The 16404-nt window shown below is 31.1% G+C and carries 14 protein-coding genes; 7 read left to right on the top strand and 7 right to left on the bottom strand.

The annotated features are described in order from the left end of the window. Window positions 1-684, top strand: coding sequence for a YjjG family noncanonical pyrimidine nucleotidase (locus tag BMY86_RS08485; protein WP_091467663.1), 684 nt, complete (start codon window positions 1-3; stop codon window positions 682-684). Beyond that, a complete protein-coding gene (locus BMY86_RS08480) occupies window positions 684-1397 on the top strand; it encodes a hypothetical protein (protein ID WP_091467660.1) in 714 nt (237 codons plus the stop codon). The genes BMY86_RS08485 and BMY86_RS08480 overlap by 1 nt, the downstream gene beginning before the upstream one ends. Window positions 1398-1436: 39 nt before the next feature. Here the strand turns inward: BMY86_RS08480 and BMY86_RS08475 are convergent, their stop codons facing one another. After that, window positions 1437-2714 carry a replication-associated recombination protein A gene (locus BMY86_RS08475; RefSeq protein ID WP_091467657.1) on the bottom strand — a complete coding sequence of 426 codons (1278 nt, stop codon included), beginning with the start codon at window positions 2712-2714 and terminating at the stop codon, window positions 1437-1439. Window positions 2715-2823: 109 nt separating this feature from the next. On the opposite strand from BMY86_RS08475, the gene BMY86_RS08470 reads away from it, so the two are divergent. Then, window positions 2824-3606, top strand: coding sequence for a rhomboid family intramembrane serine protease (locus tag BMY86_RS08470; RefSeq protein ID WP_091467655.1), 783 nt, complete (start codon window positions 2824-2826; stop codon window positions 3604-3606). A 6-nt stretch (window positions 3607-3612) separates the two neighbouring features. On the opposite strand, the gene rlmB is transcribed toward BMY86_RS08470, so the two are convergent. The 6 genes from rlmB to BMY86_RS08440 form a co-directional block, all read right to left on the bottom strand. After that, on the bottom strand, window positions 3613-4350 hold the full coding sequence (gene rlmB / locus BMY86_RS08465; protein ID WP_091467653.1) for a 23S rRNA (guanosine(2251)-2'-O)-methyltransferase RlmB: 738 nt from the start codon (window positions 4348-4350) through the stop codon (window positions 3613-3615). Window positions 4351-4492: 142 nt separating this feature from the next. Then, the gene (locus BMY86_RS08460) at window positions 4493-5485 is read right to left on the bottom strand and encodes a hypothetical protein (protein WP_091467651.1); all 993 of its coding nucleotides are present in this window, start codon (window positions 5483-5485) and stop codon (window positions 4493-4495) included. A 10-nt stretch (window positions 5486-5495) separates the two neighbouring features. Continuing rightward, a complete protein-coding gene (locus tag BMY86_RS08455; protein WP_091467648.1) occupies window positions 5496-6371 on the bottom strand; it encodes a hypothetical protein in 876 nt (291 codons plus the stop codon). A gap of 17 nt (window positions 6372-6388) precedes the next feature. Further along, window positions 6389-7912 carry a SusD/RagB family nutrient-binding outer membrane lipoprotein gene (locus BMY86_RS08450; RefSeq protein ID WP_177177152.1) on the bottom strand — a complete coding sequence of 508 codons (1524 nt, stop codon included), beginning with the start codon at window positions 7910-7912 and terminating at the stop codon, window positions 6389-6391. 15 nt (window positions 7913-7927) lie between these two features. Further along, entirely contained in the window at window positions 7928-10972 is a 3045-nt protein-coding gene (locus BMY86_RS08445; protein ID WP_091467642.1) for a SusC/RagA family TonB-linked outer membrane protein, read from the bottom strand. 114 nt (window positions 10973-11086) lie between these two features. Further along, on the bottom strand, window positions 11087-12742 hold the full coding sequence (locus BMY86_RS08440) for a BamA/TamA family outer membrane protein (RefSeq protein ID WP_091467640.1): 1656 nt from the start codon (window positions 12740-12742) through the stop codon (window positions 11087-11089). 209 nt (window positions 12743-12951) lie between these two features. On the opposite strand from BMY86_RS08440, the gene rpsL reads away from it, so the two are divergent. Genes rpsL through rpsJ form a run of 4 tightly spaced genes read left to right on the top strand, consistent with a single transcriptional unit; the run spans window position 12952 to window position 16326 of the window. Further along, window positions 12952-13338, top strand: a complete 387-nt coding sequence (rpsL, locus tag BMY86_RS08435; RefSeq protein WP_091467637.1) for a 30S ribosomal protein S12 — start codon at window positions 12952-12954, stop codon at window positions 13336-13338. 26 nt (window positions 13339-13364) lie between these two features. After that, a complete protein-coding gene (gene rpsG, locus BMY86_RS08430) occupies window positions 13365-13841 on the top strand; it encodes a 30S ribosomal protein S7 (RefSeq protein WP_091467635.1) in 477 nt (158 codons plus the stop codon). Between the two features lie 11 nt (window positions 13842-13852). Further along, window positions 13853-16009: an elongation factor G gene (gene fusA, locus BMY86_RS08425; RefSeq protein WP_091467633.1), complete on the top strand. Its 2157-nt coding sequence runs from the start codon at window positions 13853-13855 to the stop codon at window positions 16007-16009. 11 nt (window positions 16010-16020) lie between these two features. Then, window positions 16021-16326, top strand: coding sequence for a 30S ribosomal protein S10 (rpsJ, locus tag BMY86_RS08420; RefSeq protein WP_091467631.1), 306 nt, complete (start codon window positions 16021-16023; stop codon window positions 16324-16326). Window positions 16327-16404 lie beyond the last annotated feature (78 nt).

Below are 16404 nucleotides of genomic sequence, written 5' to 3'. Positions count from 1 at the left end.
TTGAAATACATCAAACACATTTTTTTCGATTTAGATCATACTTTATGGGATTTCGATAAAAATGCAGCTTTAGCATTTGAAATAATATTAAAGGAATACAACATTTCAATTCCTGTTGATCAATTTACGAAGATTTACAATCCCATTAATCAAAAATTATGGAAGTTGTATCAAGTGAATGAAATTACTCATTTGGAATTACGATATGCTCGATTAAAAGAAACTTTTGATGCATTGGAATATGAAGTCTCAGATGAATTAATTCACGCTATTTCAGATAAATTTATCGATAATTTAATCTTGAATAATTTTCTAATTGAAGGAACTATTGAAATATTAGATTATTTAAAAAGCAAATACCAATTGCATATTATTACAAACGGTTTTGCAGAAGTTCAAGATTTAAAAATGAAAAATTCTGGTTTGATTACTTATTTTCAAACCATTACCAATTCAGAACTAGCAGGTTATAAAAAACCACATCAAAATATCTTTGAATTTGCTTTGTCTGCTGCAAAAGCTACTAAAGAAGATAGTATTATGATTGGTGATAGTTATGAAGCGGATGTTGTTGGTGCTTTAGAATTTGGCATGAAAGCCATTTATTTTAATGAAAATAATTTTTTAGTAGAAAACGATATTATTCAAATTCAAAAATTAACCGAATTAAAAAATATTTTATAATGAAAAAAATACTATTCATCTTAGTTGTTTTATTAACAACTTTTAGTTTTGCGCAAAATAAACCAAGTGTTTTAATATCTAGAAAATATGAATTTCAAAAAAGTGATAATTCTTATAATCTAAATAACATGTTTAAAGGAATTTTATCTTCATCCTGTAATGTTTATTTTGAAAATGATGAATTGCCTATTGAAATCGGACAAAATAAATGTAATGCATATTCAGGTTTTTTAGTTGAAAACAGTAATATGTTTACAACAAAAATGAAATTCGTTATTAAGGATTGTCAAAATAATGTTGTTTTTGAAAGTGCTGAAATGAAATCGAAAGAGAAAGATTATCAATTAGCATATAATGAAGTAATGAGATTGTTAGTTCCTGAAGTGAAAAAATTTGCTTTAACAAGACCGACAATAAAAAAAGAAACTCCAGTGGTTGTTGATGTTAAACCGATTGAGACAAAAACAGTTGAAATTAAAAGTGAAGGAACTACTTCTAATGTTTCAAAATATACTTTATTAGAAATTCAAAACGGATTTGCAATTTTAGATGCTTCTCCAAAAGTTGTTCTTCAGATATATAAAACTTCAAATCCTAGTGTTTTTATTGCAGATAAATTTGGCGTAAAAGGTATTTTTACCAAAGTGGAAAACAAAGGTTTTTTTGAATATTACTTGAATGACAAATTAATTGTTGAGGAATATCAGTTTTAGAAAGTAATTTTGTTCTAATTTCTAATTTCTAACTTCAAACTAATACCCATACTTATCTTTCCATCTGTTTTTCAAAAACTGACGTAATTCTCTTTCTCTAGCGTTTTCTCCAGGTTCGAAAAATGTAGTCTCAGATATTTCAGATGGTAAGAATTCTTGTTCTGCGAAATTATTGGTATAGTCATGTGAATACTTGTATTCTTCTCCATAGCCTAATTCTTTCATCAACTTTGTAGGAGCGTTTCTTAAATGAAGTGGGACGGGTAAATCACCTGTTTGTTTTACAATTTGTTGCGCTTTTCCTATAGCCATATAACTCGCATTACTTTTTGCGGAAGTTGCTAAATAAATCGCACACTGACTTAAAATAATTCTGCTTTCTGGATATCCTATGGTTGTTACCGCTTGAAACGTATTGTTTGCCATAATTAAAGCTGTTGGATTGGCATTTCCAATATCTTCAGAGGCTAAAATAAGCATTCTTCTTGCGATAAATTTGACATCTTCACCACCTTCAATCATTCTTGCTAACCAATACACGGCTCCATTTGGATCACTTCCACGTATCGATTTGATAAATGCAGAAACAATATCGTAATGTTGTTCCCCTGTTTTGTCATATAATACCGTGTTTTTCTGAACCAATTGCATTACTTTTTCATTAGTGATAACAATTTCATCACTTTCAGTAGCATTAATAACTAATTCGAAAACGTTTAATAATTTTCTGCCATCACCACCAGATAAACGCAATAAAGCTTCTGTTTCTTGTAATGTGATTTTCTTAGTTTTAAGAATGGAATCGGTTTCAATGGCGCGTTGTAGAATGTTTTCTAAATCTTCTTTGGTAAATGCATTTAAAATGTATACCTGACATCTTGACAATAATGCGGGAATGACTTCAAAACTCGGATTTTCAGTGGTTGCCCCAATTAATGTCACCCAGCCTTTTTCAACAGCAGCTAAAAGAGAATCTTGTTGTGATTTACTAAAACGATGAATCTCATCAATAAATAAAATTGGGTTTTTAGCAGTAAATAAACCACTACTTTGCTTAGCCTTTTCAATTACATCACGAATGTCTTTCACACCAGAATTAATTGCACTCAACTCGTAAAAAGGACGTTTGCTTTCTTGTGCCATAATTTGAGCTAAGGTTGTTTTTCCTGTTCCTGGTGGTCCCCATAAAATTAAACTCGGAATAATTCCTTTTGCTATTTGTTGGGTTAATGAACCGTTTTCTCCAACTAAATGCGATTGGCTGATGTATTCAGATAATGATTGTGGGCGAATTCTTTCTGCTAATGGTGCTGTCATATAGCAAATTTAAACAATGATATCTTTTGAAACAATCTTTTTTAAATTTAAGTGATATGTCAAAATTGCATATCTTTCAGTTTGGCTTAGAGTTTGACCAATAGTAATTATGTATAAAACATCTTCAATAGATAAAAACTTTTATTTTACTCCATCCGTTGTAATTATTCCATTAATAGTTGTAATGTTAATGTGGTTTGGTTTTTATATCGATCAAAATTATTTTCCACAACTATTTGAATATGGAATTCTTCCGAAAACATTAAAAGGATTACGCGGAATAGTATTTCATATTTTTATACATGGCGATTTTAAACATCTACTCAATAATTCAATACCTATTTTATTGCTTTTAATGGCTTTAAAATATTTTTACCGCCAACAATTTAATAAAGTGCTTTTTAGTGGTATTTTAATTTTAGGTTTTGGAACGTGGTTAATAGGTAGAAATAGTTATCATATTGGAGCTAGTGGTTTGGTGTATTTCTTAGTCAGTTTTATTTTTTTTAAAGGTGTTCTTACAAAATATTACCGCTTAGTAGCCCTTTCATTTGTAATTGTTTTAATTTACGGAGGAACAGTATGGTATATGTTTCCTAATGCAGAAACAATAAGTAAAGGAATTTCTTGGGAAGGTCATTTTGTTGGCTTTTTAACAGGATTAGCCATGAGTATATTTGTGAAAACGCCACAATTTGAAAAACCCATTTTCTACGATTGGGAGCAACCCGATTTCGACCCAAGTAAAGAACCTTTTTTCAAACAATTTGATGAAAATGGGAATTTTATTAATCCTCCAAAACCAGAAATAATTGAAGAAGTTAAACCAGAAATAGAAAGTTATTTCACTTCTTCAATTAGAGTAATTTATGAATTTTTGGGAAGAAAATAATCGAAATTAAGATAACCTTTGTCTAACTGCTTCATATAAAAAAGCACCACAAGCAACAGAAACATTTAAAGATTCAATTGTTCCAAACATTGGTAATTTTGCTTTTTCATCCACTACTTTTAAAACAGATGGATTAACTCCACGTTCTTCGTTACCCATAATTATGGCTACTGGTGTTTTAAAATCAATGTCGTAAATGGTGTGATCTGTTTTTTCAGTTGCAGCAACTGTTTTGATATCACAACTTTGTAAATGAAAAACAGCATCTTTAATATGGTCAACTTTACAAATAGGAACATTGAAAACGGCACCAGCACTTGTTTTAACTGTGTCTCCATTTACTGGAGCAGAACCTTGCTTTTGTATGATGATTCCGTTTACACCTGTGCATTCTGCAGTTCGTATAATTGCACCAAAATTTCTAGCGTCCGATAATTGATCTAATATTAAGAATAAAGGTGTTTTTCCACTTTCTAAAGTAGTTGAAATTAATTCATCTAAATCATGAAAACCAATAGGAGAGATGGTCGCTACAGCCCCTTGATGATTCATAGAAGTTAATCGATTTAATTTTTCAACAGGAACATAACTAAAGTTTACATTTTTAGTTTTAACAACTTTAAGTAATTCTTTCATTAATTCTCCTTGAGCATCTTTTTGTAAAAATACTTTATCGATTACTGCTCCAGAATTTATAGCTTCTATAATGGCTCTTATTCCAAAAATTTGATTTTCATTTTTCATTTGTGTAGATGAAATTTTTAAATGGCTACTTAAACATTTATCCAATATTGTTTGAATAAATTAATGATGTAGTTAATTTCATGCGACAAAGTTAAAAAAAAAAGAGCACCTTTTGGAAAGGTGCTCTTTATATTTCAAAGAATTATTTTCTTTTTGACTTTTTAAGTCTGTTTAGTTTTTTTGGTGCTGCATGACGACCTTGTTCTAATTGAACACCGTTAGAATCTGTAAACGTATAGATGTTTCCACTTCTATTAATTGTTCCAACATAGATGTATGCATCAGGATTTCCATCTTCACCAGAAACCATACTAGTATTTAAAACACCAGAGAAAGTTAAATCTCTTGTCCAAACACCTTGTTTAGCTACCGTTACTGTAAATGGAATATCTTGGTTTGGTTCAGGAGAAGCTCCAGCTAAAGACCAAAAACTTGCATAAACATCGAAATCACCGTCAGGTAAAGAAGAAGTTATTATTTCTTCTGGACAACTAGAGTAGCTATATTCAACTACATTTCCTCCACCATCGTAAAATTCTAAATCTAAATCTAAATCACAGAAATCATGTTCTTCACCATCAGTTCCCATATATGTCCCTGTCCAGTCAAATCTAGCTAAGATTTCAGTAGAAACATAATTAGTGATAGATAAGTCCATTTCTGTATCTTCAGCTACTAAACCTTTTAAATTTCTTCTAGATAATACATAAACTTTGAAGTTTTCTGTACCTTCAGGAAGGTAATCAGCGATAGTTTCAATTGTTAATGTATAATTAGTTGTGTATGCAGGTACTGTAAATACGTAACCTACTGGTCCGCCATTTTCTTCAATAGCAACACAGCTTGGGTCGTTACTTAAACATCCATTTTGAATGTAGTAATCCATTTGGTCTTCAGCAGTACCGTCTGGTTTTATTACTAATTTATATTCAATTGGATCGTTAATTGCTTTGTCTAATGTAAATTGTAATTCGAAAGGTTGTCCTTCTACTACAGAATATGATTTATTAACTACAGACAAAGTTGGCTTGTCTTTTTTTCCAAATTCAGTATCATCATCATTACAAGAAAAATATGCTAAACTTGATAATGTTAATAATGATAAAACGGCAAATTTATTAAATGCTTTTTTCATATTTTTCTAATTAAAGTTTTGTATAAACTGCTTTATATTTTCTATTTCCAGCAGCGCGTTCAACTGTGTATGTCATTGTGATTGTAACCACATTTCCTAATGGGTCTAAAACAACTTCATTTTCTTCATCTGGATTTCCAAATACTAAATTAGTGTAATAATCACCTAAATTTTGTTCTGGAACAACTATAGTTTGACAAACATCGTTAAAAATAAATCCATTTCTTGGTGCACCATCAAGTGTTAAATCGTCTAATGCTCCTAAACTCATGTCGCCAAATTCAGCTGTTGAAGAAGTAACATATTCACCAATAGTACCAGTTGAAGTAATTGTTTCAGTTGAATAGTTATAAACATCTCCATTGTCAATTCTTGTTACAACTAAACTATAATCACCTTCTAAAGCAGATTCACATTTTGCAATAGTGATAGTAATTTGTTTTTTAGCATTTGAAACAACAGCATTACCTGTACTAATTTGAGTTAAATTAATTTTAATTGTTTTTGGTTGATTACCTGGTAAAGCACTTGGGTTTACAGTAATTGGTAATAAAACAAAGTCAGAATTAGCAGGAATAGTTACTTGATTTCCAGTTGCGTTAATAGTGTAATCTGTGCCTTGAATAGCAGTACTAGATGCGTCTACAGCAAATTGAATGGTAATGTTACTTCCAGATGGAGTACCGTCTTCACCACCAATTAAATCAATTGGTTCTGAAATTTGTACTGGATTTACATCTGCAGATGTATAAATATAAGAAGAACTTGTTCTCTTAAAACCTACAATGTGAGATCCTGATTTAAAATCTTCTACATCATCTTTAACACATGAAAACAATGCTATGATTGAAAAAAGTGCTAATGATATTTTCTTTAAATTTTTCATAATCTTTTTTTTTAAAATTATTGATTCCAGAATACTCTACTTGTAAATGCCATTGATTCTGTTTGTGCAGGAACATTTGCTGTATTACCTGAAATTTCAGAACTTGGATATAACAATCTTACTGGTCTAGATGTACCAGGAGCAACTGTTGATAATGGAACATGTGAAGGATATCCTGTTCTTGTGTTTTCAATCCAAGTTTCGATACCATTAATTCCGTTTAACGCAATCCATTTTTGATTGATAATTGCTTCTAATTCATCACCAGCTGAAGCATTCCAATTTACTAAAGAAATTGCTTGTCCATAATATGCACTTGCGTCAGAAGGAGTTAATCCTAATAATTTATACGATTCTGTAATTCCGCTCTCATATAAATTTTTTGCAACTCCAGGCATTAATCCTTTTTGAACAGCCTCAGCTTGTAATAATAAACTTTCAGCTGCAGTAAAGATTATACCGTCTTGAGAATTATTCATTAATAAAGCAGGTCCGATGTGAGAAACAGGGTAATTTGTTGCTGGTGATAAAATATCACCTTGTTGATGTCCAGCGTAACCTCCACCATTTGCTTGTGAATATATTCTACCAATTCTAGAATCATTTGTATTAGTTAAATAGTCAATAGTGTATTTAGTTGCTGCTGTAGATGAATAGTTATTTAAAACATTTCCTGACGAATTTAAAAATAAAGATGCAAATCCATTAGGTTTATTATTATTATATCCTGGGTTGATTTTTACATTGTCGTTTGGACCTAAAAATTGCGCATTTGAATTTACTAATTCATTTATTTCAGATTGAATATATGCAGCTGAAGATGCTTTTTCTGATTCACGAATTAATATTCTTAATTTTAAAGTATTTGCGAATTTTTTCCACATAGACATGTTACCTTGTAGCATAACGTCATTTGCACCTGGATTTAAAGCTGTTGATGGAGCATTATCAATTAAATCTACAGCTTGTTCTAATTGAACAACTAAATTGCGATAAATTGCCATGTCGTCATCATAAGTAGGAGTTAAGTTTTGCCCTCTTTTATGTGCTTCAGAATATGGTATATCCCCATACAAATCTACTAAATATTGGAAATAAAAAGACTTCATGATTTTAGCGATAGCCTTATAGTTTTCATAATTTGCATCTTCAGTATTTTGAATAAAAGTATAATTCGAAGTTCTTAACATTAAGTTTTCGAAAATATTTGAATAAAAATCTGAAGTAACATTATAAGTATGCTCGTTAAAATAATAACTTGAGTTTGAAGCACCAACATCTCTTGTCCAGTTGTTCATCATTAAGTTACCTAATTGATTCATACCGTTTCTGTTCCCGATGTCATCAGGTGAATTACTAATATTTCCAGATAATACATTATAGGTATATACTTGAGTTGCAGCTAATACATTTTCAGGTTTAATATTTTCTGAAGATGGATTGTTTGGGTCATTATTTACGTCTAAATAGTCATCACACGAAACTAGTGTAGTAACAGTTGCTAACGCAATAATGAAATTTTTATATATTGACTTTTTCATAATTGTCATATTTTATTAAAATGAAATATTTACATTGAAACCATACGTTCTAGTAGATGGTCCTTGAGAAGATGTACTTAAACCTACGTTATTACCTGTAGTAAATGAGAATTCAGGGTCACTATAATGTCTGTTTTCTTTAGGTAAAACCATAAATGCATTTCTTACGTTAAATCCAATAGATAATGAATCTAAAAATGTATTGTTTAATGCTTTTTTAGAAAAGTCGTAAGATAAAGCAATCTCTCTACATTTAAATGCAGTAGCATCTAATACAAAGTTTTCGTCAATTTCTCTGTAAATACCTGTAAAATAATTTTGATCACCTGATGTAGTAACTGAAGTATTTGCAGTGTAAACACCTGGTGCAGTTTCAATAACAGAATTTGGGAAAATAAATGGTTCTCTTCCGTTTTCAGCTGTTACAACATCCGATCCGTTTTGAATTAAATCATCTTTTGTTCCAGCGTAAAATACGTGACCTGTTCTGTAATCAAATACTGCAGATAACTTTACATTTTTATATTTCATGTTTGTTGTTAAACCTAAAATATAATCAGGAGTAGTTTTACCTAAATTTACATTAGATGCTTTTAAAGGATCGCCAGTTGCAGCGTCAATAATTACGTTTCCATTTTCATCTCTTGCATATCCAGTACCAACAATCATAGGGAATTGTTGACCTTCAATAGCTTTAATACCTACAGTTCCTAAGAATTGTCCAACAGGTACTTCTTTAGAGTTTTCAGATACTTTGGTAACAGTTGTTTTTGGTGCGCTATAACTTAATTTTAAATCCCAACTAAAATCTTTAGTTTTAAATGGTGTTAATCCTAAATCAAGTTCTAAGCCTGTAGATTTTGTTTCTCCTACGTTGATTGTTGCAGCATTTGCTCCAGAAGCAGTAGATGGAGAAATTTCAATAATTTGGTTAGAGTTTTTAGATGAGTAATAACTAGCGTCTAAAGTAATTCTACGTTTCAAAAATTCTAAATTTAAATTTAATTCAGTAGATAAATTGTCTTCATTTACAAGGTTTCTATCTGTAATATTTAAATTTTGTACAAATGAGTTAATATCTGCATATGGGAATCCTGCACCAGTTGCTGTTCCAAAACGATCATTGATGTCATAAGGAGAAACAACAGCGTTACCAACTTTTACAATACTTGCAGAAACTTTCATGTAGTTTAATATATCTCCTCCAAAACCTTCAAATGCTTTTGTTGGGATAAACGACATACCAGCACTTGGATAGAAAAATGAATTGTTGTTTTTAGATAAAACTGACGTCCATTCTTTTCTTCCAGTTAAGTTTAAGAATAAGAAATCTTTATACCCTAAATCAACATTTGCAAAATAAGCATATCCTCTTTGTCTTGATTTGAAGTCAGTTGGAGTTGCATTTCCTGTTATATTGGAAATATTATATAATCCTGGAACAATTAAGTTTTGACCTTCCATTGATAGGAAGTTAGTTTCGAAATTAGTAATGTTGTTACCAATATTTGCTTTGAAAGAAATATCATCCGTTAAATCATAATCAAAATTTAACATGATATCAGAATAAATTCTTCTACTATTGTCATTACTTGCAAAATAACTAGAAGTGTAACTCATAGGAGAATCCCAATAAACAACTGGTTGTGTGTATCCATTGAAAAATCTAGAAGAATTTGAGGAAACACTTCTAAAACTTCCTCTGTAAATTGCACTAATATTTTTGTTGAATTTGTAGTTTAATTCTGCAACTCCTTCAAAAGTTTGTGCTTTCGTTTGACGTCTTTCGTTTTTAAGTCTCCAAAATGGACTTAATTCCCAGTATGTCCAGTGTTCAGCTTGATTACCGCTGCTAAATTCGCTTATTGGAACGTTTACAGGAACTTGTAATAATGAATTGTAAATTGAACTTTCAACACCACCTGCTGTATTAGCATTTGATGCAGTGTATCTCATATTTCCACTTACAGATAATTTTCCAGCTGTTTTTCCAGCACTTAAATTAAAGTTGTTTTTCTTGAAAACGTCACCTGGAATAATACCTTCAGTGTTTTGATTTCCAACTGCAAATGTCATGTAACCATTTTCGTCTCCAGAAGAAATTGCTACAGAATTTAATGCTGTAGATCCAATATTAAAGAAATCTTTAATGTTGTTTTTTCTTGCTTCGTAAGTATATAAGTTTTGAGCTAAACCAGTTGGTTGTAATGATCCGTCTAATTCAGGGCCCCAGTTAGTATTTTCAGTGAAATCTTGTGCTCCTTGATATCCTTGTCCGAATCTTGTTTGAACTTCAGGAATATAAGCTAATTGATCAAATGAAAATGAAGAGTTTAAAGTTACTTTAAATTTCTCAGCATTTTTATTTCCTTTTTTAGTTGTAACGATAATAACCCCGTTTGAACCTTGAGAGCCATATAAAGCAGCTCCACTTGAACCTTTCATGATGTTCACTGATTCGATAATTTCAGGGTTCAATTCTGCAAAAGCACCAGCTGTAGAAACTACTCCGTTAATAACAATTAAAGCTTCGTTGTTTCCAGAAATCGATCTGAATCCTCTTAATTGAATTCTTGTGTCTGGATTAACACCATTATTAACAGTGTTGATTTGTAAACCTGATACTTTACCAATTAATCCAATTGCAGCATTTGTTGCTTTAGCTTGGTTTAGTTCACCAGTTTTTACAATATGAGTTGATGCTGTAATTTCGTCTGGTTTTCTTTTGATACCTAAAGCGGTTACAACAATTGCATCAATTGCTTTGGCGTTGTCTTCAAGAGTAATTGTGAAATCTGATGCGCCACCAGAAATTTCTTGAGGTTTTAATCCTAAATAAGTGATTAATAAAGTTTGAGTAGGTGAAACTTTAATAGTAAAGTTACCATTTGCGTCTGTTTGTGTGCCTTTGTTTGTTTCTTTAACAATTACACTCGCGCCAAGAAGTGCTTTTCCTTCTTGGTCTAGAACTTTACCAGTAACGTTTTTTTCTTGCCCATAAAAAATCTGTGTGGCAAGTAAAAACAGTAGTAAGGTTAGTTGGGTTAATTTTTTTCTCATTTGTTTAAATTATATAATATTTACACAAAAAAAGTGATAATTTTATAAAGTTGCAAATTATTTGTTGTTTTATTTGTTAAAAGAAAATTTTTTTTCTAAACAAAATGAGTATTCTTAAAAATTGGTTTTAAAGCTAATTTGTACAATGGAATTGGATAGTTTTATAGCTTGATTTTTGGTGCTACCGTTTGCATATACTAAATTGAATAATCCGTTTTTGCTTAATAATCCAAACCCAAATCCAAAACCAAGTAATTGATTATTGGTGTTGCTAGCTTTGTCTTGAAAGTATCCAAAATCTGTTATTGTGTATAAATATAAATTTGAAGCGGCAATATGTCTATATTCTGTGAAAATGCCACTAAAGGCATTACCTATAAGGCTGTTTTCATTAAATCCTCTAATCGATTGAATGCCTCCAAAGCGATATAATTCATTTAAAAAATAGTCGTTGCTTTGTAAGTAAAAATTATCACTTTTTACATGAATGTAATTTTTTTTGTTGAGTTCAATGAGTCGGGAAATTTGAATTTGCCCAAAAAATTGATTGGTTTTGGTTAAACCTGCTGTTCTGTTTCCTAGTCCGAATTTAGTAAACACTGAAAATTTATCTGGAAATAATGAATTTTCAAAGTCAATATTTTTGTGTTCAAAAGTTGTTGTAATGAATGTGGCCTTTAAGTCTTTTAGGAAATTAGATGGGTTTTTTTGAATCGCTTCAGAAGTATTTTCTTTGTAACCTATGAATGCTTTTGTTTTATAATTAATCATGTATCCTAAATCGAAATCAATACTGCTATTTTGAAAAATAGTGTCTTGTTTAAAGATTTTTAAATTAGTTTTTAAAGCTAAAGGACTTTTGAAAATATAAGCTAAATCTAAATTTACATTAAAAGTGCTTTGTTTGTTTCCGTCGTTTTTCCAATATAAATTAAAACGCTCACCAGAATTTAAATTATTAAATAAACTTAAATCTAAATATCCATTAAATTGTAGTTTTTTTGTTTCTTCATTGTTGCCAAATCCTAAAAATCCATCGAAACTATTGTTTTTCCTTTTTTCTAAATAAATGTATACTTGTGTAGAATCTGTGGTTAATAATATTTCTGGATATTTTTTTTGTTTTACAAAAGGTAATGAGTTAAAATCGTTGTTTATTTTTTTAACTATATCTTGATTGAATGGTTTGGATTGGTATTTTTTTAAAAACACTTTTTTTATGCCATTTGGAAATTGATCGTATCCTTTAAATACTAAATTGTTAATTTTTCGAATTGCATTTAATTCAATACATAAATCAGCTTGCAAAATATTATATGTTTTTGAAAAATTATCTAATTTAATTTTAGCTTGAGCAAATCCTTTCTTTTCTAAAATGGCTAATTTGTTATTTAGGAAATTTTCAGAATCATATATAGGTATAAATGAATTGTCTGAAAGGTTTAGAAGCGTTTTTATTTCGTTAGGAATTTTAGAAGAATGTATTTCTATTTTTTTTGTTTGCGTTCCTAATTTGTATTTGAATAGAAAAGTACTGTCATTTGTTTTTTTAGTTTCAAGTAATTCGTTTTCTAAAAAGCCAATTCGTATTAGTTTTTCGTTAAAGTTATTTTGTGTTTCAATTAATGATTTTAAATCACTGTGAATTTTTGAATATCCTAAACTGTCAATTGTTTTGTTTTCAATAGCAGAATTTCCTTCAATAGTTAAATGAAACTTTTGACTATATATATAAGGAGTGAAAAAAACTAAAAACAAAAAATATTTCATAGGGTAAATATAACGTATTTTTTGTAAAATTTATTTTATTGGAAAATGGTAAATATTCCTTTTTGAAAGAGGTTTTTCAATATTTTGGTTATCAAAAAGTTAGATTTTTAAAAATAAACAAAATAGAGTTTGGATAATAAAAATTTATTTCTACCTTTGCATCCCTTAAAATAGGGTAATAATAAACAAGTATTAATTAAAATTTAATTATGCCAACAATTCAACAATTAGTTAGAACAGGAAGAATCAAAATAACTAAGAAGAGTAAATCGGCTGCTTTAGATTCTTGTCCTCAAAGAAGAGGTGTATGTACTCGTGTTTACACAACAACTCCTAAAAAACCAAACTCAGCAATGAGAAAGGTTGCCAGAGTTCGTTTAACAAACGGAAACGAAGTAAATGCATACATTCCTGGAGAAGGACACAATTTACAAGAGCACTCGATAGTATTAGTTAGAGGTGGAAGGGTAAAAGATTTACCAGGAGTTAGATACCACATTGTGCGTGGTGCTTTAGACACTGCAGGTGTTAAAGACAGAACACAACGTAGATCTAAATACGGTGCTAAACGCCCTAAAGATGCTGCAAAAAAGTAATTATTAAAAACTTTTAAAGAAAAGACATGAGAAAAAGACAGGCCAAAAAAAGACCTCTTTTACCGGATCCAAAATTTAACGATCAGTTAGTAACACGTTTCGTAAACAACTTAATGTGGGATGGTAAAAAATCAGTTGCTTTTAAAGTATTTTATGATGCTTTAGATATTGTAGAAACTAAAAAGCAAGATGCTGAGAAATCATCATTAGAAATATGGAAAGATGCATTAACAAATGTTATGCCTCACGTAGAAGTACGTTCACGTAGAGTGGGTGGAGCTACATTCCAAATTCCAATGCAAATTCGTCCAGATAGAAAAGTATCTATGGCGATTAAATGGATGATTCTTTACGCAAGAAAAAGAAATGAAAAATCTATGGCTGCTCGTTTAGCTTCTGAAATTTTAGCTGCTGCTAAAGAAGAAGGTGCTGCAGTCAAGAAAAGAATGGATACTCACAAGATGGCAGATGCTAATAAAGCATTCTCTCACTTTAGATTTTAATTCGTATAGAAATGGCTAGAGATTTAAAATTCACAAGAAATATTGGTATTGCTGCGCATATTGATGCTGGTAAAACTACAACTACTGAGCGTATTTTATTCTATACAGGTAAGTCGCACAAAATCGGTGAAGTTCACGATGGTGCTGCTACTATGGACTGGATGGCTCAGGAGCAAGAAAGAGGTATTACAATTACTTCTGCTGCAACAACTTGTACTTGGAATTTCCCAACTACTCAAGGTGCTGTAAACGCAGATTCTAAACCATACCACTTTAATATTATTGATACTCCAGGACACGTTGACTTTACTGTAGAGGTAAACCGTTCTTTACGTGTATTAGACGGATTAGTGTTCTTATTCTCTGCTGTAGACGGAGTTGAGCCACAGTCTGAAACAAACTGGAGATTAGCAGATCAATATAGAGTTCCTCGTATGGGATTCGTGAACAAAATGGACCGTCAAGGTTCTAACTTCTTAGCAGTTTGTCAACAAGTTAGAGATATGTTAAAATCTAACGCTGTTGCTATTACTTTACCAATTGGTGAAGAGGCTGATTTCAAAGGAGTTGTAGACTTAGTAAAAAATCAAGCTATTGTATGGCATGATGAAACTCAAGGAGCTACTTTTGATATTATTGATATTCCTGCTGATATGGTTGACGAAGTAAAAGAGTATCGTTCAATTTTAATTGAAGAGATCGCTACTTACGACGAAAACTTGTTAGAGAAATATATGGAAGATGAGAACTCTATTACAGAGGACGAAATCAATGCTGCTTTAAGAGCTGCTACAATTGATATGGCAATTATTCCTATGATTGCTGGGTCATCTTTCAAAAATAAAGGTGTTCAGTTTATGTTAGATGCTGTATGTAAATACTTACCATCTCCATTAGATAAAGAAGGTATCGAAGGAATTCACCCTGATGATGCTGAATTATTAGAAGAAGACCAAAAGAAAATCTTACGTCGTCCAGATACTAAGGAGCCATTCGCTGCTTTAGCATTTAAAATCGCTACTGACCCTTATGTAGGTCGTTTAGCTTTCTTCCGTGCTTATTCTGGTCGTTTAGATGCAGGTTCTTATATCTTAAATACTCGTTCGGGTAACAAAGAAAGAATTTCTCGTATCTATCAAATGCACGCTAATAAACAAAATCCAATCGAATATATTGAGGCTGGAGATATTGGTGCGGCTGTAGGATTTAAAGATATCAAGACTGGAGATACTATGTGTGATGAAAAACACCCAATTATTCTTGAGTCTATGAAATTCCCTGATCCAGTAATTGGTATCGCTATTGAGCCTAAAACTAAGGCTGACGTAGATAAGATGGGTATGGCTTTAGCTAAATTAGCTGAAGAGGATCCAACGTTTACAGTTAGAACGGATGAGGCTTCTGGTCAAACAATTATTTCTGGAATGGGTGAGCTTCACTTAGATATCTTAGTAGATCGTATGAAACGTGAATTCAAAGTTGAAGTTAACCAAGGTGAGCCTCAAGTTGAGTACAAAGAAGCGTTTACAAAATCTGCTGAGCATAGAGAAGTTTATAAAAAACAATCTGGTGGACGTGGTAAATTCGGGGATATCGTATTCCGTTTAGAGCCAGCTGAATTAGTTGATGGTAAAGCTCCTGTAGGTTTACAATTCGTTAACGAAGTTAAAGGTGGTAACGTTCCTAAAGAATATATTCCTGCTGTTGAAAAAGGATTCCGTGAAGCAATGAAAACTGGACCTTTAGCTGGATATGTTGTAGATAGTTTAAAAGTTACTTTATTAGATGGTTCATACCACCCAGTAGATTCTGATGCATTATCATTCGAATTAGCTGCTAAGATGGGTTATAAAGAAGTAGCTAAAGCTGCTGGTGCTGTTATTCTAGAGCCGATGATGAAAATCGAGGTTATTACTCCAGAAGAAAATATGGGTGATATCGTTGGTGACTTAAACCGTCGTCGTGGTCAAGTTAATGACATGGGTGACAGAAATGGTGCAAAAACTATTAAAGCTACTGTGCCTTTATCTGAAATGTTTGGTTATGTAACAACTTTAAGAACTTTATCTTCTGGTCGTGCAACATCAACTATGGAATTCTCTCACTATGAGCAAACTCCTTCAAACATCTCTGAAGAGGTAATCAAAAAAGCAAAAGGTAACGCTTAATTTTTAACAAGATGAGTCAAAAAATCAGAATAAAATTAAAATCTTACGATCATATGTTGGTTGATAAATCAGCAGAGAAGATTGTAAAAACTGTTAAAAGTACAGGTGCTGTTGTAACGGGTCCAATTCCATTACCAACTCACAAAAGAATTTTTACAGTATTACGTTCTCCACACGTTAACAAAAAGTCAAGAGAACAATTTGAATTAAGTTCATACAAAAGATTATTAGATATCTATAGTTCTTCTTCTAAAACTATCGATGCTTTAATGAAATTAGAGCTTCCTAGTGGTGTTGAAGTTGAAATCAAAGTATAACTTTAATCAATACATAATAAGAAACCGAGTTGAAATATTACTCGGTTTTTTTATATTTTCAAGAGAAAAATATCAGAA

This window comes from Flavobacterium urocaniciphilum, assembly GCF_900110615.1.
GTDB lineage: Bacteria > Bacteroidota > Bacteroidia > Flavobacteriales > Flavobacteriaceae > Flavobacterium > Flavobacterium urocaniciphilum.
Note: the sequence above shows the minus strand (reverse complement) of the source record. Positions and strands in the feature narration are given on the sequence as shown.